We start from the raw sequence: 26,455 nt of genomic DNA on the forward strand, positions 1-26,455 counted from the left end.
GGCAGGCGGTCGCGGCGGGCGTTATTGCGCGCTCACCGCCGCCACCCCTGCCTTGGCCACTTGCGCATCCTGGTCGGCTTTGACGCCGGACACACCTACCGCGCCGATAGTCTCTCCGTCGATGATCACCGGCACGCCGCCTTCCAGCGACGTCAGCAGTGGCGCGGTGACGAAGGCGGTACGCCCGCCGTTGACCATTTCCTCGTACCCCTTGGATTCACGACGACCCAACGCCGAGGTGCGCGCTTTTTCGATGGCGATGTACCCGCCAATCGGCGCGCAGCCGTCCAGGCGCTCGAAGCCCAGCAGGTGACCACCGTCGTCCGTCACGGCGATGGACACGGCCCAGCCGTTGTTCTGCGCCTCGGTGCGTGCCGCGGCGAGGATCTGGGTGACTTCGGTCTGGGTCAGTACGGATTTGGTTTTCATGCAGTTCTCCTGAAGGCAAAGGGTGTCATGAGTGTGCGTCTGATACGGAGCCAGGGCGCCTGCAATCAACTTGGAGGCAAGGCGTCCTCGATGAGTTCGATCCAGTGTTTGACCGGCGTGCGGTTGGCGCTGGCCAAGTGCGTCTGACAGCCAATGTTGGCCGTCGCGATCACGTCCGGGTTGCCGCTTTCCAGCGCGTTCATTTTGTTGTCACGCAGCTGTTTCGCCAGCACGGGCTGGGTCACCGAATAGGTGCCGGCCGAGCCGCAGCATAAGTGACTGTCGGGCACCGGTGTGAGGTTGAAGCCCAATCGGGTCAACACCGACTCAACGGCGCCGCCGAGTTTCTGCGCATGCTGCAGCGTACACGGGCAATGGAACGCCAGGGTCTGGCGCGTGCAACCGCCGAGCTGTTCAAGGGGTTCGGCGCGCAGCACCTCAACCAGGTCCAAGGTGCGTTCGCTGATGGCCGCCGCTTTTTGCGCGTAAGCCGGGTCATTGCGCAGCAGGTGGCCGTAATCCTTGACGAAGGCGCCGCAACCGCTGGCGGTCTGCACGATGGCCTCGGCACCGGCCTGAATGCTTGGCCACCACGCATCGATGTTCCGCCGTGCGCGCTGCAAGCCTTGTTCCTGCGCATTCAAGTGGTAATCCACGGCGCCGCAACAACCGGCCTGGGCAATGGATGTGACGCTGATGCCCAGTCGGTCGAGCACCCTTGCGGTGGCGGCGTTGGTGTTGGGCGACAAGCCGGGTTGCACGCAGCCTTCGAGGATGAGCATCTGCCGCGCGTGCTGCCGGGTCGGCCGGGGCATGGCGGGGCGGATGTTGCCCGGCAGCTTGGTCTTCAATGCGCCGGGCAGCAGGGGCCTGAAGGAATTGCCCAACTGGGTCAGGGATTTGAACAGGCCGGCGTTTGGTACCACAGCCCGCAGGCTGTCCCGCAGCAGGCGCTGGCCGAGGGGGCGCGGCACGGCGGCGTCGACCACTTCCCGGCCGATGTCCAGCAGGTTGTGGTAATCGACGCCGGAGGGGCAGGTGGTTTCACAGTTGCGGCAGGACAGGCAACGATCCAGGTGCAACTGGGTTTTCTCGGTGACTTCCTTGCCTTCCAGCACTTGCTTGATCAGGTAAATGCGCCCGCGCGGTCCATCCAGCTCATCCCCGAGCAACTGATAGGTCGGGCAGGTGGCGTTGCAGAAACCGCAGTGCACGCAGCTGCGCAAAATGCTTTCTGCTTCCTCGCCACGGGGCAGGCTTTTGGCGTGTTCGCTCAGGGTCGTCTGCATGGTTCAGATCTCCGCGTACATTCGGCCCGGATTGAAAACTCCGTGCGGATCAAGTTGCGCCTTGAGCTGGCGGTGGTAGCGCAGCAAGGGCGTGGCCAACGGCTGAAAAGGGCTGTCCTCGACGCCGTGGCTGAAGCAGGTGGCGTGACCGCCTGCAGCGCTGACGATCCGCCGAATCTCGCTGCCGCTGGCGTCGGATTTCAACCAGCGTTGCGCACCGGCCCAGTCGATCAATTGATCCCCCGGCAGGTCCAGCGCCGCCGTGCTGACGGGCAATGACAGGCGCCACAGCGGCCGCCCATCGGTGAAGAACTCCAGGCGATGTTCGTTGAGCGCGCGCCAGTAAGCCGGGTCGATGGATTCGCCGCCGAGGCGGTCATGGGCCGCCGCGACCGAACCTTCGCCGCCTTCAAGACGCAAGCGCAGCACGCGGCCGTCGTGGCTGGCGGCGCTGATGGGCAGCGGTTCCTGACCCCATTGCGCCAGGCGGGCGAGGGCGGTGGCGCTGTCCATCTCCAGTGCGATGCTGGTGCACAGCCGCGGTTTGGGCAGGACTTTCAATGAGACTTCGGTGATCAGGCCCAGACAGCCAAAACTGCCCGCCATCAAGCGTGACAGATCGTAACCGGCGACGTTTTTCATCACCTCGCCGCCGAAGCGCAGATGCTTGCCAAGACCGGTGATCACTCGCGTGCCCAGGACGAAATCCCGCACCGAGCCTGACCACGGCCGGCGCGGCCCGGATAAACCCGCTGCAACCATCCCGCCCACGGTCCCGTCGCCTGCGCCGCTAGCGCCTGCATCACCATGGCCATAGCTGGGCGGCTCGCAGGGCAGCATCTGACCGGCGTCTTCCAGTGCGGCATTCAGCACCGACAACGGCGTCCCGGCGCGGGCGGTGATCACCAGTTCGGTAGGATCGTAAGTGACGACGCCACTGTGGATGCGCGTATCCAGCACTTCCCCGGCCACCTCACGACCCAGGAATACCTTGCTGTTGGCGCCTTGAATGCGCAGCGGCAGGGCGGACTGAATCGCCTGATTGACCTGTTCCAGCAGTGCGTCGCTCGCATCGCGCTCCTGGGCCACGAAGGCTGGCTGACGTTGGGCATCCATCAGAAACGCTCCAGTTCAGGGAAGGGCAGCTTGCCCATGTGCACGTGCATGGCACCGAATTCGGCGCAGCGGTGCAGGGTGGGGATGTTCTTGCCGGGGTTGAGGGTGCCGGCCGGATCGAACGCGGCTTTTACCGCGTGAAACAACATCAGCTCGTCACTGTTGAATTGCGCGCACATCTGATTGATCTTCTCGCGGCCCACGCCGTGCTCGCCGGTGATGCTGCCGCCGACTTTCACGCACAGCTCCAGAATCTTTCCGCCCAATGCCTCTGCGCGGTCCAGTTCACCGGGTTGGTTGGCATCGAAGAGGATCAACGGGTGCATATTGCCGTCGCCGGCGTGGAAAACGTTGGCGACGCGCAGGCCGTATTCTTCCGACAGTGCGGAAATCCCCTTCAACACGCCGGGCAATTCCCGACGCGGGATGGTGCCGTCCATGCAGTAGTAATCCGGCGACAGCCGACCGACTGCCGGGAAAGCGTTCTTGCGCCCGGCCCAGAAACGCACACGTTCGGCTTCATCCTTTGCCTGGCGGATCTCGGTGGCGCCGGCGTTTTCCAGCACGGCGCGAACCCGGTCGCAATCGGCGTGAACATCCGCTTCCACGCCATCGAGTTCACACAGCAGAATGGCTTCGGCGTCGACCGGGTAGCCGGCGTGGATGAAGTCTTCAGCGGCGCGAATAGCGAGGTTGTCCATCATTTCCAGGCCGCCGGGGATGATGCCTTCGGCGATGATGTCACCCACTGCGCGCCCGGCTTTTTCCACCGAGTCAAAGGCGGCCAGCAGCACCCGCGCCACTTGGGGTTTTGGCAGCAGTTTGACGGTGACTTCGGTGATCACGCCGAGCATGCCTTCGGAACCGGTGAACAGCGCCAGCAAGTCGAAGCCCGGTGAATCCAGGGCGTCGGAGCCCAACACCATGTGCTCGCCCTCGACCGTGAGGATGTCGACCTTGAGCAGGTTGTGCACGGTCAGGCCGTATTTCAGGCAATGCACGCCGCCGGCGTTTTCCGCGACGTTGCCGCCGATGGAGCAGGCAATCTGCGAAGAGGGATCAGGCGCGTAATAGAGGTCGTAGGGCGCGGCGGCCTGGGAGATGGCCAGGTTGCGCACGCCGGGCTGCACGCGGGCATAGCGCCCGGCAGGGTCGATGTGCAGGATTTTATTGAAGCGCGCCATCACCAGCAGCACGCCTTTTTCCAGGGGCAGGGCGCCGCCGGACAGTCCGGTCCCGGCACCGCGCGCCACCACCGGCACGCCGCGCTCGTGGCAGACCTTCAGCAGCGTCTGCACCTGCTCGATGCGCTGGGGCAGCACCACCAGCATCGGCGTCGTGCGGTACGCGGAGAGGCCGTCGCATTCGTACGGGCGCAGTTCTTCCTCGCGGTGGAGGATGTCCAGATCAGGCAGGCGGGTTTGCAGCGCGTGCAGCAACAGTTGTTTGTCGATGACCGGCAGAACGCCGTCGACACGTTCGTCGTACAGGATATTCATGATGGGTTCGCAACCCTGTCTTGTTTTTATTGGAGGCCCGTTCCGTGACGGAACGTGAATGGCTGGCTTGCATCATTGGCTCAGCGGGGCTTAGTGTCTACCGGGTGGAGCGGTGGTCGAACCAGTTTATTGAAGAGAGGTGATGAAATTTTCGGCCAATTGCCTTTTTTATCAGTGAGATAGCTCGGCGCGCGGTATTCGTTATTTTTAGGGTTGCCCGTGGTCATACCAGTGCTCAGTGTGTCTGGCCTAGTCTTTTAAAGCACTCAAGGAAGTCCGAACCATGCCAACCACTCAAGCCCAACGCCCGCAGCAGGTCGCCGATGTGGTCAGCGAGCGCATTGAGCGGCTGATTGTCGACGGAGTGCTTAAAGTCGGTCAGCTGTTGCCTTCCGAACGGCGGCTGACCGAAAAGCTCGGTGTGTCGCGCACCGCCCTGCGCGAGGGCCTGCAGCTGCTGCGCGCCAGGGGCATCATCGAAACCCGCCAGGGCAAGGGCTCGTTCGTCGCACAGATGGGCGGGCTCGGGCTGACTGCCAATTCGCCGCTGATGCACTTGTTCGCCTCCCAGCCGCGCACGCTGTATGACCTGTTCGAAGTGCGCAGCCTGCTGGAAGGGGAGTCCGCGCGGCTGGCGGCGCTGCGCGGCACTGACGCGGATTTTGTGCTGATCACCCGCGCCTACGACGCACTGGTCGCCGGCCACGATCACCCCTTGCCCGCGTCCGAACATGCGCGGCTCGACCATGCGTTTCACCTGGCCATCTGCGAAGCGTCCCACAACCCGGTGCTGGTGCAGACCCTGCGTTCGTTGACGGATCTGCTGCTGAACACGGTGTTCGCCTCGGTCAACAACCTCTATCACCGTGACGCCCAGAAGCGGCAGATCGATCGCCATCACGCTCGGCTTTATAACGCCGTGACCGGTCGTTTGCCTGAGCAGGCGCGCAAAGCGGCCGTGGCGCATATCCAGAACATCTGCGACAACCTGCGGGAGATCGAAAGCGAGGAGCAACGGCTGGTGCGCGCCACCCTGCGACTGGAGGGCTGGGCCTGAGCCACGCGGGAGGTTTACGCGTGTGGACCTTGGCTTGACACCCAACCCGTATTGCCGCAGCTTACGCATTGCGTAAGTCGCTTACGCCGTAGTGAAAACCAAAACAACAATAACAGGCCATTCCCGTGGATCTTTTCACCTACTACCGATCGACCTCGAGCTACCGGGTGCGCATTGCCCTGGCGCTGAAAGGTCTCGCGTTCAACCCACTGCCGGTCAACCTGATCCGCGACGGCGGCGAACACCACACGCCCGATTATCTGGCGATCAACCCCCAGGGCCGCGTCCCCTCTTTAAGGCTGGACGACGGCGAGGTGATCATCCAGTCCATGGCGATCATCGAATACCTCGAAGAATTATCCCCTGAACCTGCATTGCTCCCCGACGCGCTGCTCGACCGCGCGCGCCATCGGCAGGTCGCCGCCCTGATCGGCTGCGACATCCACCCGCTGCACAACGTCGCGGTGCTCAATCGCCTGCGCGGCATGGGCCACGACGAAGGGGACGTGACGGCGTGGATCGGCCACTGGATCGGCGAAGGTTTCGCCGCAGTGGAGGCCCTGATTGGCGACACTGAGTTTTGCTTTGGCGCGGTTGGCCTGGCCGATGTGTACCTGTTGCCCCAGGTGTATGCGGCAAGGCGCTTCAACGTGGACATGACCCCGTATCCACGCATTTGCCGGGTCGAAGCGCTGGCGTTGCAGCATCCGGCATTTCAGGCCGCCCATCCCGATGCGCAATCGGACACGCCGGAGTAATCTTTCCCCCATGAAAAGCTTCGGTCTGCAACTCATCTTCGGCGACTTTCTCGCCCGCAGCGTGCGGGGGATTTCCTGCGCGCCACCCGCTGAATCGTGATTCGAGCCGCTGTGCCTCTCACTCTTTAGCAGGAGCAAGACCGTGACTGATCTCTACGAAAACCCGATGGGCCTGATGGGCTTTGAATTCATCGAATTCGCCTCGCCCACCCCGAACGTGCTGGAGCCGGTGTTCCAGATCATGGGCTTCACCAAAGTCGCCCACCACCGCTCCAAGAACGTGTCGCTCTACCGTCAGGGCGCGATCAACATCATCCTTAACAACGAGCCGAACAGCGAAGCGTCCTACTTCGCTGCGGAGCACGGTCCTTCCGTGTGCGGCATGGCCTTCCGGGTCAAGGATTCGCAACTGGCCTACAAGCGCGCGCTGGAACTCGGCGCCCAGCCTGTGGAAATCGGCACCGGGCCGATGGAGCTTCGCCTGCCGGCAATCAAGGGCATTGGCGGCGCGCCGTTGTACCTGATCGACCGTTTCGGTGAAGGCACCTCGATCTACGACATCGACTTCGTGTACCTCGAAGGCGTCGACCGTCACCCCAAGGGCGCCGGCCTGCAATTCATCGATCACCTGACGCACAACGTCTATCGCGGGCGGATGGCCTACTGGGCGAACTTCTACGAGAAGCTGTTCAACTTCCGCGAGCTGCGCTATTTCGACATCAAGGGCGAGTACACCGGCCTGACCTCGAAAGCGATGACCGCGCCGGACGGCATGATCCGCATCCCGCTGAACGAGGAATCCTCAAAGGGCGCCGGGCAGATCGAAGAGTTTTTGATGAAGTTCAATGGCGAGGGGATTCAGCACGTCGCGTTCTTCACCGAAAACCTGATCGACACCTGGGACCGGCTCAAGGCGCTGGGCATGCGCTTCATGACCCCGCCGCCGGACACCTACTACGAAATGCTCGAAGGCCGTCTGCCCAACCACGGCGAGCCCGAGCATGAGCTGAAAGCGCGGGGGATCCTGCTGGATGGCAACTCCGAAGGCGGCAGTCAGCGTCTGCTGCTGCAGATCTTCTCGGAAACCCTGATGGGGCCGGTGTTCTTCGAATTCATCCAGCGCAAGGGCGACGATGGCTTCGGCGAGGGCAATTTCAAGGCGCTGTTTGAATCGATCGAGCGCGATCAAGTGCGCAGGGGAGTGTTGGCGGTGGATTGAAGTACGCAGCCCGATTTGGTGCACGCGATATGTCTGTAGGACCGGCTTCAGCCGGGAAGAGGCAATTTGGACACCATCAGTTTTGTGGTGTGGCTGCCGACGTCTTCCCGGCTAAAGCCGGTCCCACTAGATGCACACGGTCCGTTAGTAGGACCGGCTTCAGCCGGGAAGGGGCCGGTTTGAACGCCATCAGTTTTGTGGCGTAACCGCCGACGCCTTCCCGGCTAAAGCCGGTCCTACAGTCGGGGGTCGCCGCTCATTTCTCTGGATGCATGCGATGTTTTAGTGGGACCGGCTTCAGCCGGGAAGGGGCCGGTTTGAACGCCATCAGTTTTGTGGTGTGGCCGCCGACGTCTTCCCGGCTAAAGCCGGTCCTACACGAGGAACGCGGTCCGTCAGTGGGAGCGCGGTCCTGCCCTTTGGGATCCTGACCAATCACTCCAGCCGCGGCATTTCCCCACCCATCCGCGCGCTGATCGCCTGTGCCGTTTGCAGCAGTTTCTGCGCGGCCGTCGCCTGGCGCTGATCGGTAAACACCGACGCCGAACCCACCACCGTCACCACACCCACCAGCTTGTTGCCCATGGCAAACACCGGCGACGACACCGCGTTGACGCCGGCCATCAACATCCCGTGAATCTGATGCACCCCGGTGCTGCGGATTTCGTGGACGTGCCGATCGATCTCCTTCAACTGCGCTGCATTCAACGAGGCCGATTCCGCCTCTCTCAACGCGGCGGTTTCGGTCGGCGGCAGAAAGGTGTCGAACACCAGCCCGGTGGACGAACCGAGCAGCGGCAGCACCGAACCGATCTGCGTGACCAGGGTGACCGCCCCCAGCGACTGCTCGACGTACACCACCGTCGGGCCTTTGTTGCCCCACACGGCCAGAAAGCAGGTTTCGTTGAGTTCGTCGCGCAGGGCGATCAGGGCCGGAGCAGAGGTCTTCAGCACATCCAGTTGGCTCAGTGCCGCCAGCCCGACCTGCAAGGCGGAGCGCCCCAGCCGGTAATGGTTGCTGGCCGGGTCCTGTTCGGCAAAACCGCTGTCCACCAGCGCTTGCAGGTAGCGATGCACCTTGCTGGCCGGCATGCCGACGTATTCGGCGAGTTTCGACAGTGACGTGGCAGGCGCCAGTTCGGCCAGCGCCTTGAGGATGCCGACGCCGACCTCAGCCGACTGGACTTTCTGCTGGCGCGGCGCGGTGGCGGGGGTGGAATCGTCGGTCATGGAAGGGAGGCCCCCGGTCTGGAAAGGCTGCTTTATAGCTTGACCCTTCTGCAAACTCAAATTACGTTATGCGTAACACGCTTACGATAAAAACAATAAGAGGTCGTCATGTCGACAGCACCCCGGTCCGAGTCCCTGCGCTACCAGTGCGGATTCGGCAATCAATTCAGCAGCGAGGCGATGCCGGGCGGTTTGCCCCACGGGCAGAACTCGCCGCAGCGTCACCCGCTGGGCCTCTACGCCGAGCAATTCTCCGGGACCGCGTTCACCGTCCCCCGCGCCGAAGCCCGACGCTCCTGGCTCTATCGCATTCAACCCTCCGCCGCGCACCCTCGTTTTCAGCGCCTTGAGCGGCAGATCCCCGGTCAGCAGCAAGGCCCGGTCACACCCAATCGCCTGCGCTGGAATGCGTTCGACATCCCCGCCGAACCCACCGATTTCATCGACGGCCTGCATGCCCTGGCCAGCACCTCGTCTGCCGAACAGGCCGAGGGCGTAAGCGTCTACGTCTACACCGCCAACCGCTCCATGCAGCGCGCGTTCTTCAGCGCCGACGGCGAGTGGCTGATCGTCCCCCAACAGGGCCGATTGCGCATCACCACCGAGCTGGGCCTGCTCGACATTGAACCCCAGGAAATCGTCGTGCTGCCCCGTGGTTTGAAATTCAGCGTCGAGTTGCTCGACGGCACAGCGCGGGGCTATCTCTGCGAGAACCACGGCTGCCCCCTGCGCCTGCCGGACCTCGGGCCGATCGGCAGCAACGGCCTGGCCAATCCCCGGGATTTCCAGGTGCCACATGCGCATTTTGAAGACAGCGCACAGCCCACTGTGCTGGTACAAAAGTTTCTTGGCGAGCTGTGGGCGACGCCGCTGGGTCATTCCCCCTTCGACGTCGTCGCGTGGCACGGCAACAATGTTCCGTACAAATACGACCTGCGCTTGTTCAACACCTTGGGCACCGTGAGTTACGACCACCCCGATCCGTCGATCTTCACCGTGCTGACCTCGCCGAGTGCGGTGGCGGGTCAGGCGAACATCGATTTCGTGATTTTCCCGCCGCGCTGGATGGTGGCGGAAAACACCTTCCGGCCACCGTGGTTCCACCGCAACCTGATGAACGAATTCATGGGGCTGATCGACGGTGCCTACGACGCCAAGGCTGCAGGTTTCATGCCCGGCGGCGCGTCGCTGCACAACTGCATGAGCGCCCACGGCCCGGACAACGCCAGCGCCGAGAAGGCTATCGCCGCCGAGCTGACGCCGCACAAGATCGAGCAGACCATGGCCTTCATGTTCGAGACCGGCAAAGTTCTGCGCCCCAGCTATCACGCGCTGGAATGCCCACAGCTGCAAAGCGACTACGATGCCTGCTGGGATGGCATCGCCAGAACGTTCAAGCCTTTCGACACGGACAGCCAACGATGAGCACTCCACAGCATCCGCGCAGCTGGGTGACCAGCGCCAACGACCATCCTGATTTCCCCCTGCAAAACCTGCCCTTGGGCGTGTTCAGCCGCCCCGGTTTCGGCAAGCGCGGCGGCGTGGCCATCGGCGATTTCATTCTCGACCTGCAAACGGCCCTTGAGGCCAGCCTGTTCAATGGCGCCGCGCGGGTGGCTGTCGAAGCCGCCTGTCGCGGGCAGTTGAACGACTTTTTCGCCTTGGGTGGTTCGTCGCGCCAGGCCCTGCGCAACGAATTGCTGCACTTGCTCGACGAAAAAACACTGCAGCGTGAACGCTTGCAGGCCATGGGGGATCGTCTGCTGGTGCCGATGAATGACTGCCAGATGCACATGCCTGCGCAGGTCGGCGACTACACCGATTTTTACGTCGGCATTCATCACGCGATGAACGTCGGCAAGCTGTTCCGCCCGGACAATCCGCTGTTGCCGAACTACAAATACGTGCCGATCGCTTATCACGGCCGGGCGTCGACGCTGGGTGTGTCGGGGATGCCGGTCAGGCGCCCCAGCGGACAGACCTTGAAGCCGGGTGCTGATACGCCTGATTTCGGGCCGAGCAAGCGCCTCGATTACGAACTGGAAGTGGGCGTGTGGATCGGGCAGGGCAACGAGGCCGGCGAGCCTGTCCCCATCGGCAAGGCGGGTGAGCACATCGCCGGTTTCTGCTTGCTGAACGACTGGTCGGCCCGGGACCTGCAGGCCTGGGAATACCAGCCGCTGGGGCCGTTTCTGTCGAAGAGTTTTGCCACCAGCATTTCGCCGTGGGTGGTCACGGCCGAGGCGCTGGCGCCGTTTCGTGCGGCCCAACCGACGCGTCCCGAGGGTGACCCGCAGCCGATGGCTTATCTGTTCGACGAGCAGGATCAGGCCGGGGGCGCGCTGGACATCGAGCTGGAAGTGCTGCTGCTTACCGCGCGGATGAAAGAGCAGGGCGTCGCGCCGCAACGGTTGGCCCTGAGCAACACGCTGAACATGTACTGGACCGTCGCGCAGATGGTGGCCCACCACAGCGTCAACGGCTGCAAGCTGCAAGCGGGCGATCTTTTCGGCACCGGCACCTTGTCAGGCCCGCAACCCGGTCAGCTCGGCAGCTTGCTGGAAATGACCGAAGGCGGAAAACGCGCCGTCGAATTGTCCAACGGCGAGACGCGGACCTTCCTGCAAGCGGGCGATGAGGTGATCCTCAAAGCGCGCTGCCGCAAGGACGGTGAAGTGAGTATCGGGTTTGGCGAATGCCGTGGGGTGGTGGTGGGCTAAAGCCAGTCCACTGGCACAGCGCATGCTCTGAGTAGGACCACGCACTTTTAGTGGGACCGGCTTCAGCCGGGAAAGCGTCATGCGTGACACCCCGTAATTGATGGCGTCCACATGGGCGTCTTCCCGGCTAAAGCCAGTCCTACGGTCGAGGTCACCGCCAATTTCTCTGGACGCATGGGATGTTAGTAGGACCGGCTTCAGCCGGGAAAGCGTCATGCGTGACACCCCGTAATTGATGGCGTCCACATGGGCGTCTTCCCGGCTAAAGCCAGTCCTACGGTCGAGGTCACCGCCAATTTCTCTGGACGCATGGGATGTTAGTAGGACCGGCTTCAGCCGGGAAAGCGTCATGCGTGACACCCCGTAATTGATGGCGTCCACATGGGCGTCTTCCCGGCTAAAGCCAGTCCTACGGTCGAGGTCACCGCCGATTTCTCTGGACGCATGGGATGTTTCGTAGGACCGGCTTCAGCCGGGAAGAGGCCAGTGTGTGCAGCTCAGATTTGCGGTGTGGCGCCCGACGTCTTCCCGGCTAAAGCCAGTCCTACAGAATCAACCAAACCCACCCACCAACGACCCACTGCGCGGCAAGAACCTCCCTTGCCGTTCCCCCTGCGGTTTGCCTTCGGCGTAGCTCAAATGCCCGTTCACCCACACCGCATCAATCCCCTCGGCAGCGCGCTTGGGTTCTTTGAAATCCGCCACATCGCGCACGGTTTCGGCGTTGAACAACACCAGATCCGCGCAATACCCTTCGCGCACGAATCCGCGATCATGCAGCCCGAAGCGTGTGGCGGTCAGTCCGGTCATCTTGTGCACAGCGGTGTGGAGCGGAAAAAGCCCCAGATCCCGACTGAAATGCCCGAGCACCCGGGGAAACGCACCCCACAGGCGCGGGTGCGGGAACGGGTCTTCCGGCAGACCGTCCGAACCGATCATCGACAGCGGGTGCTTCATGATCCGCTGCACGTCGTTCTCGTCCATGCCGTAATACACGGCGCCAGCAGGTTGCAGTTTTCGTGCGGCCTCCACCAGCGACAGGCCCCAGTCGGCGGCGATGTCCTTCAGCTCGCGGCCGCCCTGGTCCGGGTGCGGCGTCGACCAGGTGATGGTGATCGGGAACGCATCTGTCACCTGCTTTAAATCCAGCGTTGAAGAGCTGGCCGCATAGGGATAGCAATCGCAGCCCACCGGGTGGCTCAGCGCGGCGTTTTCCAGGGACGCCAGCAGCTGCGGACTGCGGCCCCAGTTGCCGGCGCCCGCGCATTTCATGTGGGAAATAACCACCGGTGATCGGGCGTGACGGCCGATCGCGAACGCCTCGTCCATGGCCTCCAGCACCGGCTCGAACTCACTGCGCAGATGGGTCGTGTACACCGCGCCGAACGCCGTGAGCTCCTCGGCCAGCTGCTTGACTTCGTCGGTCTCGGCCGAGTAAGCCGAGGCGTAGGCCAGACCGGTGGACAGGCCCAGCGCGCCGTCCGCCAGGCTGTCGCGCAATTGCCCGCGCATGGCGCTGATTTCATCAGCGCGCGCCGTTCGAAAAAGATCGTCCATGTGATTGCTGCGCAGCGCAGTATGGCCGATCAGCGCCGCCACATTGACCGCCGGCCGCGCCGCATCCACCGCGTTGCGGTAGTCGATGAAGCGCGGATAAACGAACGCGGCGGTGGGGCCCAGGAGGTTCATCGGGTCCGGCGGATCGCCCGCGAGCGTTACCGGCGAGGCGCTGATGCCGCAGTTGCCGACGATCACCGTGGTCACGCCCTGGGTGATCTTCGGCAGCATCGCCGGCTGGCGAATCACCACGGTGTCGTCGTGGGTGTGCACGTCGATGAAACCCGGGGCCAGCACGCGGCCGGCGGCGTTGATTTCTTCGCGGGCGGAGACGTCGCGGAGGTCACCAATGCGCTGAATGCGGCGGTCGCAGATGGCCACATCGGCGCGGTAACCGGGGGCATCGCTGCCGTCGATCACCAGCGCGTCGCGAATGATCAGGTCGTAAAGCATGGGGTCAGTCTCCAAGGGGCAGGCCGTCGTCGCCGCCGCGGTAGTCATCCAGCGCGAGTTTGATCCGTCGCAGCCGTTCGCGGTTGGCGTCGGGCGCCGTCAGCGCCAGTTCGGTGGCCAGCACGTCGATGGTCAGCAGCATGCCGTAGCGCGCGGCGGTGGGTTTGTAGATGAAATGGGTTTCGGCGATCTGCAGCGGCAGCAGGACATCCGCCCGTTCCGCCAGCGGTGAGCCGGGCAGGGTGATGGCGAGAATCTTCGCGCCATAGCTGCGGGCCAGGTCCACTGCGTCGAGCAGTTCAGGGGTGCGCCCGCTCAGTGAGCAGACAATGACGCAGTGCTCGGGGCCAAGGGTTGCGGCGATCAGGCGCATCATCACCGGGTCGCGGCTGGCGGCAATCGGGTAGCCGAGGCGCACCAGACGGGTCTGCAGTTCTTCGCTGCACAGGCTGGACGCGCCGCCCATGCCGAAGCTGTGAATCATCCGCGCTGGCGTCAGCAGAGCCACCGCCGCCTGGAAGCGCGACTCATCGAAACCGGCCAGATGCTGGCGCAGGGTGGACTCGATGTCGCCGACGATCTGGGTGAAAAACGCCGACTGTTCCGGCGCCTGCTCCGGGGTGAGGAAGCGGTTGCCCACGGCGCTGGCCTGGGCCAGTTGCAGGCGCAGGTCGCGCAGGTCCTTGCAGCCCACCGTGCGGGCGAAGCGTGACAGCGTGGCGCTGCTGACCTCGGCACGGGCGGCGAGGTCGTCGAGGCTGGCGCTGGCGGCAAAGGCCACGTCGCTGAGCACCAGCCTGGCGATGCGGCCTTCCCCGGCGCTGAAAGAGTCCTGACGGGCGCGGATCTGGTAAAGAATGTCCACTCAGATCACCTGCGCCAGCCCGAGGGTCAGGACGAAAGCAATCACCGATATCAGCGTTTCCAGCACCGTCCAGGTTTTGAAAGTCTGTGCCACGGTCATGTTGAAATACTCCTTGATCAGCCAGAACCCGCCGTCGTTGACGTGGGAAAAAATCACCGAGCCCGCGCCGGTTGCCAGCACCAGCAACTCCGGATGGGGATAGCCCAGACCCAGCGCGACGGGGGCGACGATGCCGGACGCGGTGGTCATTGCCACGGTGGCCGAGCCGGTGGCGACGCGCATCAGTGCGGCGAACAGCCAGCCCATCAACAGCGGCGACAGATGCCAGTCCTGCGCCAGACCGACAATCTCGTTGGTCACGCCGCTGTCGACCAGAATCCGGTTCAGACCGCCGCCGGCGCCCACCAGCAACGTAATGCTGGCCGTTGGTGCCAGGCACTCCTGGGTGAATTTCAGGATCGAATCCCGGGAGAAGCCCTGGGCGATGCCCAAGGTCCAGAAGCTTAGTAACGTGGCCAGCAGCAGCGCGATCACCGAGTTGCCGATGAACAGCAGGAAGCTGTTGAAGCCGCTGCCCGGCGTGGCAATCAGGTTGGCCCAGCCACCCAGCAGCATCAGTACGACCGGCAGCAGAATGGTCGCCATGGTGATGCCGAAGCTTGGCAGTTGGGCGCGGGGTTCGCGGTCGAGAAATTGTTTGGCCAGCGGGTTTTCATCGGGCAAGTGAATGTGCGGCACGATGAAGCGCGCGTAGATCGGGCCGGCAATGATCGCGGTGGGGATGCCGATGAGGATGGCGTAGAACAGGGTCTGGCCGACCGACGCCTGATAGGCCTGCACCGCCAGCATCGCGGCCGGGTGCGGCGGTACCAGGGCGTGGACCACCGAGAGGCCGGCGACCATGGGCAGCCCGACCATCAGAATCGACACGCCGACCCGACGTGCGACGGTGAAAGCGATGGGCACCAACAGCACGAAACCGACTTCGAAAAACAGCGGCAGCCCCACGAGAAAGGCGATGCAGACCATCGCCCAGTGCGCGTTGCGCTCGCCGAAGCGGTCGATCAAGGTGCGCGCCACCTGCTCGGCGCCACCGGATTCGGCCATCATCTTGCCGAGCATGGTGCCCAGCGCCACAACCAGCGCGATGTGCCCCAGCGTCTTGCCGACCCCGCCCTCATAGGACGCAACGACGGCATTGGCCGGCATCCCGGCGACCAGGGCGAGGCCGACGGACACCAGGGTGATGACGATAAACGGATTGAGACGAAACCGCGCGATAAGCACGATCAAGGCGATGATCGCGACGGCGGCATAGACCAACAGAGACAGGCCGGTTGACGGAGGCATGCAACGGATTCCTTGCTGAGGATGAGGAGGTCAGGGCTTGGGCGGCGGCGGGGCTGAGCCTGTCGAGCTGAAACAGGGCAGGACTCCCCCGCGCAGTGGCGTTAACCGGTGCGCAGCCAGGCGGTGAAAACGATCTCGGCAGTGGGTGTTGCAAGCGCCATCAGCGGCGAAAGAAGAACAGGGGCGGGACGATCACAGGCAGTCATTATTGTTATCTCTGATTTCGTGATGAAAATTAAATTACACGAAACAGGATAAAAATATCAATTAATGAAAATTAATTTCTCCTTGAGCCTTGCCTTGTAACGCATCTCAGTCACGCAGGTCTCAAGGCGCGCCCCGGATTTCCCGGTCGCTGCAACCCATTAGTGGCAGCGTGTAGCGGCCAAGTCATGCCGCGCTGAAACGCTCTCGATACGCCTGGGGCGTCACCGATACCGCGCGCATGAAGCTGCGGCGCAATGTCTCTTCCGTGCCGAAACCGCAGCGGTCGGCGATGCGCTTGATTGGCAGCGCGCTGTCCCCCAACAGACGCCGGGCCGCTTCGACGCGCAACTGCTCGATGGCCCGCGCTGGCGTGTTGCCGGTGTGGGCGCGGTAGTGGCGGACGAAACTGCGCTCGCTCATGCCGACCTGAGCCGCCAGCGTGCCGACGGACAGGTCGCTGGCCAGGTTGTCGAGAATCCAGGCGTGCAGGTCGCCAAACCGGCTGCCCTGATCGCGGGTCTGGTGCTGCATCGACAGCGCCGTGCTGAATTGCGATTGCCCGCCCGGGCGCTTGAGAAACACCACCAGATCCCGCGCGACGGCCAGTGCGATGTCGCGGCCCAGGTCCGCCTCGACCATCGCCAGCGCAAGATCGATGCCTGCCGTCACCCCGGCCGACGTCCACAGTTTGTCCTCGTTGATGAAGATCGGGTCCGGGTCGACGCGCAGATGCGGGAAGCACCGCGCCAGTTCGTCGCAACTGTCCCAGTGAGTGACCACCCGATGACCGTCCAGCACGCCGGCGGCGGCGAGCAAAAATGCGCCGGTACACACTGACGCCACGCGCCGGGCACTGGCGGATTGCGTTCGCACCCAGTCCACCAGAACCGGGTCCAGCAGCGCCGTGTGCACCGCGCCGCCACCGGCGATGATCAGCGTGTCCGAAGGCGTGGACGGCAGCGGGTGAGTGAGCAGCCCAAGGCCGGCGGAGGAGATCACGCTGCCGGGGTCCCGAGCGATAACCTCGGGCCGGTAAGGGATTTTTTTCAGGCCGGCTTCCTGCGCCATGACGTTGGCCGAGGCGAACACCTGCAGCGGTCCGGTGACGTCGAGTAACTGAACGTTGGGAAAGGCCAGAACATGAACCGGCCTGGGCTGATGGGGCATGGCGCGCTCACTGTGAAGATTGGCGTGAATTGTTGGCTTTATGGCGTATCCGCCAGAGGCTAGCCCTCTACAGTGCTTTCGTCCAGCCGCTGGCCTTCAGGTGCAACCGGCTGCTCGGCTCACGCATTCAGATGACCCACGTTCAAACGATAAGGAACACGCCATGACCCTGCATATCGGCCTGCTGGTATTCCCCAAAGTCCAGCAACTGGACCTGACCGGTCCCTACGATGTTTTCGCCACCATGCCCGGGGTGGTCGTGCACCTGGTCTGGAAAGATCTCGAGCCGCTGCAGTCCAGCACCGGCCTGACCCTCGTCCCGACCGCGACCTTCGCCGACTGCATCGACCTCGACGTGATCTGCGTGCCGGGCGGGGTAGGCGTCGATGCATTGATGGAAGATGCGCAAACCCTGGCGTTCATCCGGCATCAGGCTGCGACGGCTCAGTACGTGACCTCGGTCTGCACCGGCGCGTTAGTGCTCGGCGCGGCCGGGCTGTTGAAAGGCCGCCGCGCCACCACCCACTGGGCGTCCCATTCACTGCTGGAGCAGTTCGGCGCGATTCCGGTACACGAGCGCGTGGTGCGCGACGGCAACCTGATGACCGGCGGCGGCGTGACGGCGGGGATCGATTTTGCGTTGACGCTGATCAGCGAGGTGTTCGATCCGGATACCGCCCGGACCATTCAGCTGCAACTGGAGTACGCACCGGCGCCGCCTTACGATTCGGGGCGACCCGATACGGCACCGGCGAATATCGTCGGCGTCGCCATTGATCGCGCCATGCAGGGTTTGCTGGCCCGTCGGCAGATCGTCGAGCGCGTCACGGCGGCCATGGACTAACGGGCAGTGGTGGACCGAGATTTGTCGAGCGGGATTTCATACCAGCACAGGAACAGGTCGAGGGCCGACTCCACCACTTCGCGTTGCTTGTCCGGCGCGAGCAGGGGTTCGTTGAGGGTAACTTGTGGCCAGAAGGCGAAGGCCTTGAGCAACGCATGGATCTGCGACGCGGCGAACACCGGCTCGACGGCCTTGAGGCGGCCGTCCTGCTGGGCGCCGCGCACCCAGACGGTGAAGGTTTCTTCGCGCTGATTGAGTCGGCTGACCCAGACCTGCGCGCGATCGGGGGAGTGGATGGTCGCGCCGATGGCCACGCGGGCCAGGTCGATGAAATTGCTGTCGCCGAGGGTTTTCATTTTCGCGTCGAGCAATTCGCGCAGTTGATCGCGCAGGGGCACGCCGGGTTTGTACACCGCATCGGTCTGCGTCGCGGCGGAGGACCACAGACGATGGAGCATTTCGGAAAACAGCTCTTCCTTGCTGGGGAAGTGGTTGTAGACCGTGCGCTTGGAGACCTCCGCCCGGGCGGCGATGCGGTCCATGCTCGTGACCTCGAAACCGTTGTCGCGAAATTCGGCTATCGCCGCCTGAACAATGGCTTCGCGTTTACGGTCGGTCAGTCGCAGTGGGGCAGTCATGGATTCGCTTCTGTGAGGTGAGCCGGGCAACGAAGTCACCCGGCAAGAAAATTACACCGGGCAGTTTACTTCTCTTTGCTCATCGTGCAAGCTTGAAACTACACTGTGTAGTGTAGAAGCAGCCGGAAGCTTCAAGTTTTAAGCTTCAAGCTAAAGCCACGGCCGAAGCCAAAGCGCAAGGCGTACGTCATGCTCTTGCAGCTTGCAGCTTGCAGCTTGCAGCTTGCAGCTTGCAGCGCGCACAGCGCCACCTTCACCCGTTTCATGGAGTCAGCACCCTCATGGCCTCGATCGACAAACACCTTGATTCACATCCTGCGCTGCCCGTCCTGACTCGGCGTGAAGGCCGCTATTTCAATCACAAGCCGATGGCGCGCTCAGGCTTCGTCAAGACCCTGCGCATCTTCTGGAACGCCCTGTTCAATAAGCCCCACCACACCCGCCCGGCCGGTGAGATACCGGTTCAGCCGCTGTCGCGCCAGCAACTGTTGGCGGCGCCCGACAACACGGTCTATCGGCTCGGCCATTCCACCGTGCTGCTGAAACTGCGCGGTGAATACTTCCTCACCGACCCCGTCTTCGCTGACCGTGCCTCGCCGGTGCAGTGGGCCGGTCCGCAGCGCTTCCATCAGCCGCCGATCAGCCTTGCAGACCTGCCACCGCTGAAAGCAGTGATCCTGTCCCACAACCATTACGACCATCTCGATCACATGACCATCCAGGTGCTCAAGGACAAGGCCGAGCATTTCATCACGCCGCTGGGGGTAGGGGACACGCTGATCGAGTGGGGTGTGCCGGCGGCCAAGGTTCAGCAGTTGAACTGGTGGCAGTCGACCGATATTCATGGGATTCGCTTTGTGGCAACGCCGGCGCAGCACTTTTCAGGGCGTACGTTGCGCGACGGCAATCAGACGCTCTGGGCGTCGTGGGTGATGCTCGACGGCGAGCAGCGGATCTTCTTCAGCGGCGACACCGGTTATCACGACGGCTTCAAGTTGATTGGCGAGCAGTACGGCCCGTTCGACCTGACGCTGATGGAAACCGGCGCCTATAACGAGGACTGGCCAAACGTGCACATGCAGCCCGAAGAAACGCTGCAGGCGCACATCGACCTGCGCGGCAAGTGGCTGTTGCCGATTCACAACGGCACCTTCGACCTGGCGATGCACGCCTGGCACGAGCCGTTCGACCGGATTCTCGCGCTGGCGTGGGACCGCAGCATCTCCATCACCACCCCGGAAATGGGCCAGCCTTTTTACGTGCAGTACCCAAGTCGGGGCGAGGCGTGGTGGCTGAAGGTGGAAGCTGCTGCGGAGCCTGCAACCGGCCGCTGCGCAAAGCAGCAAAGTGATCGTCAGCAGGCCACCAGCCGCGGCTGATGCCGCTGGTTCAGGGTTTGGCGTCGGTCGCGTCTGCCGGATGCTCCGTTTCCGGTGGTCGCTGTTGTTCACCACTTTGATTGGCTTGTTTGTGTTCCTCGCCGACCTTGCCTGCGTTTTCAGGCTTGTGGTCGAGGTCTTCGCGGTTGGACTCTTTATCAGGCATGGCGCCCTCCGGTATGCGGGTAAATGAATGACGCTGAAGTGCGTGCTCAATCACCGATCTGGTTGATCAGCATCTGCGCTTCATCTTTGAACAGCGGTTGTTTCATGCGTTCGGCGAGCATCGCCATGGGCCGTTCGCGCCCACAGCTGACCACGGCCGCCACCACATTCTGCTTGCAGAAAAGCGCCAGGAAGTCGAACCGCTCCGCTTCGCCCAGGTAGACGATGTCGTCCCAGTCCTCTGCGTGGCCGAGATAATCCAGGCGCTTTTCAAAATGGTAGGTCCAGAAATACGGCACGTCGGTGTAATGCCGGTCTTCGCCGAGCATATTGCCCGCCGCGATACGTGCCTGCTGTTGGGCAAGCCGCCAGTGCTCGATGCGCTGCGGCTGGTGGTTGAGTGGAAAGGTGGCGATATCGCCTGCCGCCCACACATCCTTGCCTGCGCGCATGCCGTCGTCGACGGGGAGTGAGCCGTCCTCCTCCAGCTGAAGACCGTCGATGAAATGCGTGACCGGACTCACACCGACGCCGACCAACGCCAGATCCACCTGCAGTCGTTCACCATTGCTGAGCACGGCGGTCTGCAGCACCTGCTGGCCGTCCCGTTCAACGCCTTCGAAGCGACTGACATCCACGTGGGTGCGGAACAACACGCCGTTTTGCTCATGCAGCGCGCGCAGCGCCTTGCCGATGCGCTCGCCCAGGAGGCGGACAAACGGCACTTCATGATGGGCCAGAATCGTTACGTTCACACCCTGTGTGCGCAACGCCGACGCCGCTTCCAGCCCGATAAAACTGTCGCCCACGACCAACGCGTGGCTGCCGGGGTGGACCGCCGCGAGAATTCGGCTGGCGTCATCGCGGCTGCGAAGCGTCAGCACCTGCGGCAGATCGGCGCCCTCCACAGGCAGCGCGCGGGGCTCGCCGCCCGTGGTGACCAGCGCCGCGTCATAGTCAAAGCGGCGCCCGTCCGCCAAGGTCACGCGCTTGTTGATGACGTCCAGCTTCATCACCTCGCCGTGCACCCGCTCGATGCGGTTATCCAGGTAAAACCCCTCGTCGCGCAGGGCAGGGATTTCATCGGGTTTCATTTCGGCGGACAGCACAAATTTGCTGAGCGCCGTGCGGTCGTAGCCGGGCGCGGCTTCTCTGTCGATGAGCCGTAATTGACCGTTGAAGCCTTTTTCCCTCAACGCGCAGGCCGCCGCTGTGCCCGCTGCCCCGGCGCCAATGATGACGAAACGGCGGCTGTCCTCGGCCAGTGTCGGCGTGTGAACGGCCATGGGCTGGTCATCGACGTGAACGTGGCCTTCGATGAGTTGAACGGGGTAACGGATAAGGGCGTCCAGGGCGGGCGGTTCGCACAGGTGGCCGTCGTCGATGGAGAATTCGGCTTTGTGCCAAGGGCAGATCAGGTGACCGTTGCAGATGGCGCCGTCCGCCAGGGGGGCGCCGGCGTGGGGGCAGAAGGCTTGAAACGCGCGGACTTCTTCGCCGTGCAGAACCAGTAGCGCCTTGGTTTCGCCAAACTCGACCTGGAGACCGCGGTCTCGATGAAGCTCGGTCAGGGTGGCGACTCGATGCAAAGGCATGTGCGCTTCCTCGTGGGCTTATTATTGGGCTCGTCAGCGTTTAGTTGGGAGTCGGCCGGCGGGGGAGAGGTTCAGGGAATTATCCAGTGGTCGGTCGGGCGGGCGCTCCGTCGGCAGCCACTGCCAGAGGAACGCCCGACGCCTGTGCTCATTCCAGCGCGGCAGATTATTGAGTGAGCTTCAGCCGCTCATGCCAGTCGGCAATCGACTCTTCAGGGTAGGCCTCGAACTGCTGGTCATGGGGCCCTGCGGCCACTTCCACCCACGGCGCTTTGGAGTTCAGCAGCAGGTGCGTGTGCTCCGGCGGGGTCGGCAACGGCGTGTCGATGGCCGACGCGAAGGGATGAATCAGCGCCGGCCACTCGGGGCTGAACAACCACAGACCGCTGCCGCACCGCTTGCAGAAATGCCGTTCGGCGCTGCTGATGTGGGTTTCGTGACCGTCGTCATCGCGCATTTTGGCGTGGTAGATGGCGATGTTGTCCTTGCCTTCGACGGTGAGGGTTTTCGCGTCGCCGCCCAGGTTGATCGCGTAACCGCCGCCACCTTGAGTCTTGCGGCAGATCGAGCAGTAGCAGCGCTGATAAGGGTAGGGATGGGGGCTTGTCAGGCTGAATGCGACGGCGCCGCAGTGGCAGGAACCTTCCAGATGCATGATTCACCTCGGTTCAAATGGGGTATGGGGCTCAAGGGTCTAGACCCCGCACGCTGGCAGGGTTCGATGTTTTCTCGAACAGGCGTTCGGATTCTTAGTGGGCCGACGGCTAAAGAACCCTGCGGCAATGTCGATAAGCCATGGTCATACGACGACTTTGCGTCCCGCCCCTACAACAACGAGCCCCCGCTATGAGCCTACGCAACCTGACCATCGCCCGCCGCGCCGGCCTTGGGTTTACCCTGATTTCCCTGTTGGTCGCGTTGCTCGGCTGGTTCGCCCTGAGCCAGATGTCGACGATTCGACAGAGCGAGGTGGCGGTCGAGAGCAACTGGATGCCGAGCATGCGTCTGGTCAACGATATCCGCGAAGCGATGCTGCGCATTCGCACCATCTCGCTGCGGGTCGCCCTCGACGCCGATCCAAAAAACGTCAGCGTTTATAAAGGCCAGATGGACGCACGTTCGAAAATCCTTGATGAAAAACTCACCAGCCTCGACGCCTTTATCGACACGCCGGAGGAGAAGGCGCTGTACGGCAAATTCCGCGCGACCCTGGCCGATTATCAGCGCGGTCTGACCCAGTCCTTCGTGCTCGCCGAGAGCGGCGATCTCAAGGCGCTGAACAAATTACTGCTGGTGGACATGAAGACTGCCGTCGACAACTCCGGCGCGCAATTGGGCGATCTGGGTGATTTCTACTCCCATCAGGTTGAGCTCGAAGGTGCGGCCGCCGAAGCGCAATACGGCAAGTCTCGCAACGTGGTGCTGGTGTTCGTGCTGATCGCGGCGCTGGCCACCGTGGTGCTCGCGGTGTGGCTGACCCGCAGCATCGTGCGGCCGTTGCAGCAAGCGGTTGATGCCGCCGAATACGTGGCGAAGGGCGATCTGACCCACGACATTCGCGTCGAAGGCAATGACGAAGTCACCCGATTGCAGAGCGCGTTGCAGCAGATGCAGACCAACCTGCGCTCGACCCTGAGCCTGATCGGCAACTCGGCGAGCCAGTTGGCGTCGGCCGCCACGGAGCTGAATTCGGTGACCGAAGACAGCCATCGCGGCCTGCACCAGCAGAACGCCGAAATCGAACAGGCCGCCACGGCGGTGAACGAGATGACCTCGGCGGTCGAGGAAGTCGCGCGCAACGCGGTGTCGACGTCCCAGGCCTCGAGCGAATCGAACACCGCGGCCCGCGACGGCCAGAGCCGGGTCATTGACACGGTCAATTCGATCCAGACCCTGTCCGGCAACGTCCAGCACACCTCGGACCTGGTGCAGACCCTGGCCGAGCAGTCCAAGGACATCGGCAAGGTGCTGGACGTGATCCGTTCCATCGCCGAGCAGACCAACCTGCTGGCGCTGAACGCCGCCATCGAAGCCGCACGGGCGGGCGAGTCCGGACGCGGGTTTGCCGTGGTCGCCGATGAGGTGCGCGCACTGGCCCACCGCACTCAGCAGTCGACCCTGGAAATCGACAAGATGGTCACCACCATGCGCAGCGGTTCCACCGAAGCGCTGGAATCGATGTCGGTGAGCCGCACCCGCGCCACAGAAACACTGGGGCTGGCCCAGGGTGCGGGCGAGTCGCTGAACCGGATCACCACCTCGATCAACGAAATTTCCGAGCGCAACCTGGTCATCGCCAGCGCTGCCGAAGAGCAGGCCCAGGTCGCCCGGGAAGTGGACCGCAATATCGTCAACATCCGCGACCTGTCCATGCAATCGTCGTCCGGTGCCAACCAGATCAGCGCGTCGAGCAATGAACTGTCCCGGCTGGCGGCGGAGTTGAATCAGGTGGTGACGCGCTTTCGGGTTTGATTGCGGAGTTCAAAGCCCTCAAAGGCTTCCCGCCTAAAGCCGGTCCTACAGGCTGCACACGCAAGTAGGACCGGCTTCAGCCGGGAAGGGGCCGGTTTGAGCACTCTCAGTTTTTCGGTGTAGCGAATGACGCCTTCCTGGTAGGACCGGCTTTAGCCGGGAACAGGCCAAGAACGGCCCCTTTCACCTCATTCACTTGCCTGTCGCTGCCCTCGGCTTGCATGATTCGCCCCGACTAATAATTCCTGGCGGGCCGAACCTGCCGACAAGATAGGTGAAGGGCAATGGATGACGTGAATCGCGATTTCAGCAGTTGGCTGCGCTCCCCGGGTCACACGGCCTGGCTGATGCAGGAGGGCAATCGGCTGCTGGCGTTTGCCAAGGCCTCGAAGCTGCCCCAAGGCTTCGGCAATCTGGACGATTTCGGCCGGCTCCCCGCCGATGCCGTGGCCGAAACCATGAACACCGCCCGCATGACCCACAGTTTCGCCATGGCCCACATCAACGGTATTCCCGGTTGCGCCGCGCTGGTCGATCACGGCATCGCCGCACTGGCCGGGCCGTTGCGCGACGCTGAGCACGGTGGCTGGTTCGCCAAGCCTCTGGAACACAGCGACGACACCGGCAAGAACGCCTACCTGCACGCCTTCGTTGCCCTGGCCGCCAGCTCTGCAGTGGTTGCCCGTCGCCCCGGCGCGCAGGCGCTGCTGGAACAAGCGATTCAGGTGATCACCGGGCACTTCTGGAGCGAGGAAGAGGGCGCGATGCGCGAATCCTTCGACCGCGACTGGAGCAACGAAGAAGCCTATCGCGGCGCCAACAGCAACATGCACAGCACCGAGGCGTTTCTCGCCCTGGCCGACGTCACTGGCGATGCGCGCTGGCTGGAACGGGCGCTGAGCATCGTCGAGCGGGTCATCCATCAGCACGCCGCCGGCAACAATCATCAAGTGATCGAGCATTTCACCCTGCAGTGGCAGCCGATGCTCGACTACAACGTCGACAAGCCCGACGACGGTTTTCGCCCCTACGGCACGACGCCCGGCCATGCCTTCGAGTGGGCGAGGCTGGTGCTGCACCTGGAGGCGGCGCGGCGCAAAGCCGGGCTGGAAACGCCGGCCTGGCTGCTGGAAGACGCGCGGGGATTATTCGAAAACGCCTGCCGTTATGGCTGGGACGTCGATGGCGCGCCGGGGATCGTCTACACCCTCGACTGGGAAAACCGCCCGGTGGTCCGCCATCGCCTGCACTGGACCCACGCCGAAGCGGCCGCCGCCGCAGCCGCACTGCTGCAACGGACCCACGAGCAGCCATACGAAGACTGGTACCGGACGTTCTGGGAATTCAGCGAGACGCTGTTCATCGATTACGAAAACGGCAGCTGGCGCCACGAGCTCAACTCGCAAAACCAGCCCAGCGCCGACATCTGGGCCGGCAAACCGGACCTGTACCACGCCTATCAGGCGACGCTGCTGCCGGTGTTGCCGCTGGAGCAAAGCCTGGCGACGGCATTGGCGAGCCGGGCCTAGTCCGCTGGATCCTGCGCAGTCTCAAGGCCAACACTCCTACAGGTGATGTGTTGTTTGAGGAACGGTGCATCTCGCTCACACCTTCAACTCAATCCACGTCGGTGCATGGTCACTGGCGTGGGGCAGGTCCCTGACCCAGCGATCCACGCCCGCATTTTTAAGTTTGGGCGCCAGGTCCTTGCTCAACAGCAGGTGGTCAATGCGCAGGCCGGAGTTGGTCTTCCAGTGGTTGCGGAAATAATCCCAGAACGTGTAAATCCGCTCGTCCGGAAATTTCGCGCGCAGGGCGTCGGTCCAGCCCTGGTCCAACAGGCGCTCGAAGCAGGCGCGGCTTTCCGGTTGCAGCAAGGCATCCTTCAGCCATGAGCGGGTGTTGTAGATGTCGTTGTCGGTGGGGATGACGTTGTAGTCCCCGGCCAGCACCACCGGATGCTCGCTGTTGAACAGCGAGTCGGCGTGTGTGATGAAATGCTCGAACCAGTCCAGTTTGTACTCGAACTTCGGCCCCGGCTGCGGGTTGCCATTGGGCAGGTAAAGGCAGCCGACGATCACGCCCTGAACAGCCGCCTCCAGATAGCGGCTGTGCTTGTCCTTCTCATTGCCCGGCAAACCCCGGCGAATCTCCAGCGGCTGACTGTCGCGGGACAGAATCGCCACGCCGTTCCACGACGGCTCGCCCTGCCAGATCACGCCGTAGCCGGCATTGCGGATGTCGTCGGCGGGAAAGGCTGCGTCGGCGGCCTTCAGTTCCTGCAGACAGACGATGTCGGGCGCTTCCTTTTCCAGCCATTGCAACAGAATGGGCAAACGCGCGCGGATGCCGTTGATGTTGAACGTGGCGATTTTCAGCGTGGCCATGGCGTCCGCCTCCAGTGAGTGTGAAGGGTTGGAGGTCGCAGGAGCGATGAAGATTCCGT

At 63.2% G+C, this 26,455-nt stretch carries 23 protein-coding genes and 1 pseudogene; 10 read left to right on the plus strand and 14 right to left on the minus strand.

What is annotated here, in order from left to right; all coding sequences use genetic code 11:
- Nucleotides 1–21: 21 nt before the first annotated feature.
- From BBI10_RS14890 to glcD, 4 genes are all read right to left on the minus strand, one after another.
- Complete coding sequence (locus BBI10_RS14890) at nt 22–429, minus strand: heme-binding protein (RefSeq protein WP_065989530.1); 408 nt, start codon at nt 427–429, stop codon at nt 22–24.
- Between the two features lie 65 nt (nt 430–494).
- Nucleotides 495–1,718, minus strand: coding sequence for a glycolate oxidase subunit GlcF (gene glcF, locus BBI10_RS14895; RefSeq protein WP_065989532.1), 1,224 nt, complete (start codon nt 1,716–1,718; stop codon nt 495–497).
- A 3-nt stretch (nt 1,719–1,721) separates the two neighbouring features.
- Nucleotides 1,722–2,834 (minus strand): glycolate oxidase subunit GlcE, encoded by a 1,113-nt coding sequence (gene glcE, locus BBI10_RS14900; protein WP_065989534.1) that lies wholly within the window; start codon nt 2,832–2,834, stop codon nt 1,722–1,724.
- Nucleotides 2,834–4,333, minus strand: coding sequence for a glycolate oxidase subunit GlcD (gene glcD / locus BBI10_RS14905; RefSeq protein WP_065989536.1), 1,500 nt, complete (start codon nt 4,331–4,333; stop codon nt 2,834–2,836). Before glcD ends, glcE begins: the two co-directional genes overlap by 1 nt.
- Before the next feature lie 283 nt (nt 4,334–4,616).
- On the opposite strand from glcD, the gene glcC reads away from it, so the two are divergent.
- The 3 genes from glcC (at nt 4,617) to hppD (ending at nt 7,367) form a co-directional block, all read left to right on the plus strand.
- Nucleotides 4,617–5,390: a transcriptional regulator GlcC gene (gene glcC / locus BBI10_RS14910; protein WP_065989538.1), complete on the plus strand. Its 774-nt coding sequence runs from the start codon at nt 4,617–4,619 to the stop codon at nt 5,388–5,390.
- Between the two features lie 125 nt (nt 5,391–5,515).
- Nucleotides 5,516–6,148 (plus strand): maleylacetoacetate isomerase, encoded by a 633-nt coding sequence (maiA, locus tag BBI10_RS14915; protein ID WP_065989540.1) that lies wholly within the window; start codon nt 5,516–5,518, stop codon nt 6,146–6,148.
- Between the two features lie 142 nt (nt 6,149–6,290).
- Entirely contained in the window at nt 6,291–7,367 is a 1,077-nt protein-coding gene (gene hppD, locus BBI10_RS14920; protein WP_065989542.1) for a 4-hydroxyphenylpyruvate dioxygenase, read from the plus strand.
- A 435-nt stretch (nt 7,368–7,802) separates the two neighbouring features.
- On the opposite strand, the gene BBI10_RS14925 is transcribed toward hppD, so the two are convergent.
- On the minus strand, nt 7,803–8,597 hold the full coding sequence (locus BBI10_RS14925) for an IclR family transcriptional regulator (RefSeq protein ID WP_065989544.1): 795 nt from the start codon (nt 8,595–8,597) through the stop codon (nt 7,803–7,805).
- A 108-nt stretch (nt 8,598–8,705) separates the two neighbouring features.
- Here BBI10_RS14925 and hmgA point away from each other — a divergent pair, with 108 nt between their 5' ends.
- Nucleotides 8,706–10,022 carry a homogentisate 1,2-dioxygenase gene (hmgA, locus tag BBI10_RS14930; RefSeq protein WP_065989546.1) on the plus strand — a complete coding sequence of 439 codons (1,317 nt, stop codon included), beginning with the start codon at nt 8,706–8,708 and terminating at the stop codon, nt 10,020–10,022.
- Nucleotides 10,019–11,317 (plus strand): fumarylacetoacetase, encoded by a 1,299-nt coding sequence (fahA, locus tag BBI10_RS14935; RefSeq protein ID WP_065989548.1) that lies wholly within the window; start codon nt 10,019–10,021, stop codon nt 11,315–11,317. The genes hmgA and fahA overlap by 4 nt, the downstream gene beginning before the upstream one ends.
- A gap of 552 nt (nt 11,318–11,869) precedes the next feature.
- Here the strand turns inward: fahA and BBI10_RS14940 are convergent.
- The 4 genes from BBI10_RS14940 to BBI10_RS14955 form a co-directional block, all read right to left on the minus strand.
- Nucleotides 11,870–13,327: an N-acyl-D-amino-acid deacylase family protein gene (locus BBI10_RS14940; RefSeq protein ID WP_065989549.1), complete on the minus strand. Its 1,458-nt coding sequence runs from the start codon at nt 13,325–13,327 to the stop codon at nt 11,870–11,872.
- Nucleotides 13,328–13,331: 4 nt separating this feature from the next.
- Nucleotides 13,332–14,192 carry a MurR/RpiR family transcriptional regulator gene (locus tag BBI10_RS14945; protein ID WP_065989550.1) on the minus strand — a complete coding sequence of 287 codons (861 nt, stop codon included), beginning with the start codon at nt 14,190–14,192 and terminating at the stop codon, nt 13,332–13,334.
- Nucleotides 14,193–15,542, minus strand: a complete 1,350-nt coding sequence (locus BBI10_RS14950) for a gluconate:H+ symporter (RefSeq protein WP_065989551.1) — start codon at nt 15,540–15,542, stop codon at nt 14,193–14,195.
- Nucleotides 15,543–15,932: 390 nt separating this feature from the next.
- A complete protein-coding gene (locus BBI10_RS14955) occupies nt 15,933–16,916 on the minus strand; it encodes a GlxA family transcriptional regulator (RefSeq protein ID WP_065989552.1) in 984 nt (327 codons plus the stop codon).
- Between the two features lie 163 nt (nt 16,917–17,079).
- On the opposite strand from BBI10_RS14955, the gene BBI10_RS14960 reads away from it, so the two are divergent.
- Nucleotides 17,080–17,760, plus strand: coding sequence for a DJ-1/PfpI family protein (locus tag BBI10_RS14960; protein ID WP_065989554.1), 681 nt, complete (start codon nt 17,080–17,082; stop codon nt 17,758–17,760).
- Here BBI10_RS14960 and BBI10_RS14965 read toward each other — a convergent pair.
- Nucleotides 17,757–18,398 carry a TetR/AcrR family transcriptional regulator gene (locus tag BBI10_RS14965; protein ID WP_065989556.1) on the minus strand — a complete coding sequence of 214 codons (642 nt, stop codon included), beginning with the start codon at nt 18,396–18,398 and terminating at the stop codon, nt 17,757–17,759. The two genes, BBI10_RS14960 and BBI10_RS14965, sit on opposite strands and share 4 nt — an antisense overlap.
- Nucleotides 18,399–18,679: 281 nt before the next feature.
- On the opposite strand from BBI10_RS14965, the gene BBI10_RS14970 reads away from it, so the two are divergent.
- Nucleotides 18,680–19,777: an MBL fold metallo-hydrolase gene (locus tag BBI10_RS14970; protein WP_065989558.1), complete on the plus strand. Its 1,098-nt coding sequence runs from the start codon at nt 18,680–18,682 to the stop codon at nt 19,775–19,777.
- 10 nt (nt 19,778–19,787) lie between these two features.
- Here the strand turns inward: BBI10_RS14970 and BBI10_RS27590 are convergent, their stop codons facing one another.
- The 3 genes from BBI10_RS27590 to BBI10_RS14980 form a co-directional block, all read right to left on the minus strand.
- Entirely contained in the window at nt 19,788–19,943 is a 156-nt protein-coding gene (locus tag BBI10_RS27590; protein ID WP_167355798.1) for a hypothetical protein, read from the minus strand.
- Nucleotides 19,944–19,989: 46 nt separating this feature from the next.
- A complete protein-coding gene (locus BBI10_RS14975) occupies nt 19,990–21,537 on the minus strand; it encodes an FAD-dependent oxidoreductase (protein ID WP_065989564.1) in 1,548 nt (515 codons plus the stop codon).
- 166 nt (nt 21,538–21,703) lie between these two features.
- Nucleotides 21,704–22,192: a GFA family protein gene (locus BBI10_RS14980; RefSeq protein ID WP_065989566.1), complete on the minus strand. Its 489-nt coding sequence runs from the start codon at nt 22,190–22,192 to the stop codon at nt 21,704–21,706.
- 191 nt (nt 22,193–22,383) lie between these two features.
- Here BBI10_RS14980 and BBI10_RS28620 point away from each other — a divergent pair.
- From BBI10_RS28620 to BBI10_RS14990, 3 genes and pseudogenes are all read left to right on the plus strand, one after another.
- Nucleotides 22,384–23,151 (plus strand): annotated as a pseudogene (locus BBI10_RS28620) (MCP four helix bundle domain-containing protein); the annotation flags it as partial.
- Nucleotides 23,146–24,009, plus strand: coding sequence for a methyl-accepting chemotaxis protein (locus BBI10_RS28625; RefSeq protein WP_410929565.1), 864 nt, complete (start codon nt 23,146–23,148; stop codon nt 24,007–24,009). The pseudogene BBI10_RS28620 and the gene BBI10_RS28625, both read left to right, overlap by 6 nt.
- A gap of 284 nt (nt 24,010–24,293) precedes the next feature.
- Entirely contained in the window at nt 24,294–25,538 is a 1,245-nt protein-coding gene (locus BBI10_RS14990) for an AGE family epimerase/isomerase (protein WP_065989570.1), read from the plus strand.
- A 75-nt stretch (nt 25,539–25,613) separates the two neighbouring features.
- On the opposite strand, the gene BBI10_RS14995 is transcribed toward BBI10_RS14990, so the two are convergent.
- On the minus strand, nt 25,614–26,396 hold the full coding sequence (locus BBI10_RS14995; RefSeq protein WP_065989572.1) for an exodeoxyribonuclease III: 783 nt from the start codon (nt 26,394–26,396) through the stop codon (nt 25,614–25,616).
- Nucleotides 26,397–26,455: the final 59 nt, after the last annotated feature.

The organism is Pseudomonas graminis, from assembly GCF_001705435.1.
Lineage (GTDB): Bacteria > Pseudomonadota > Gammaproteobacteria > Pseudomonadales > Pseudomonadaceae > Aquipseudomonas > Aquipseudomonas graminis_B.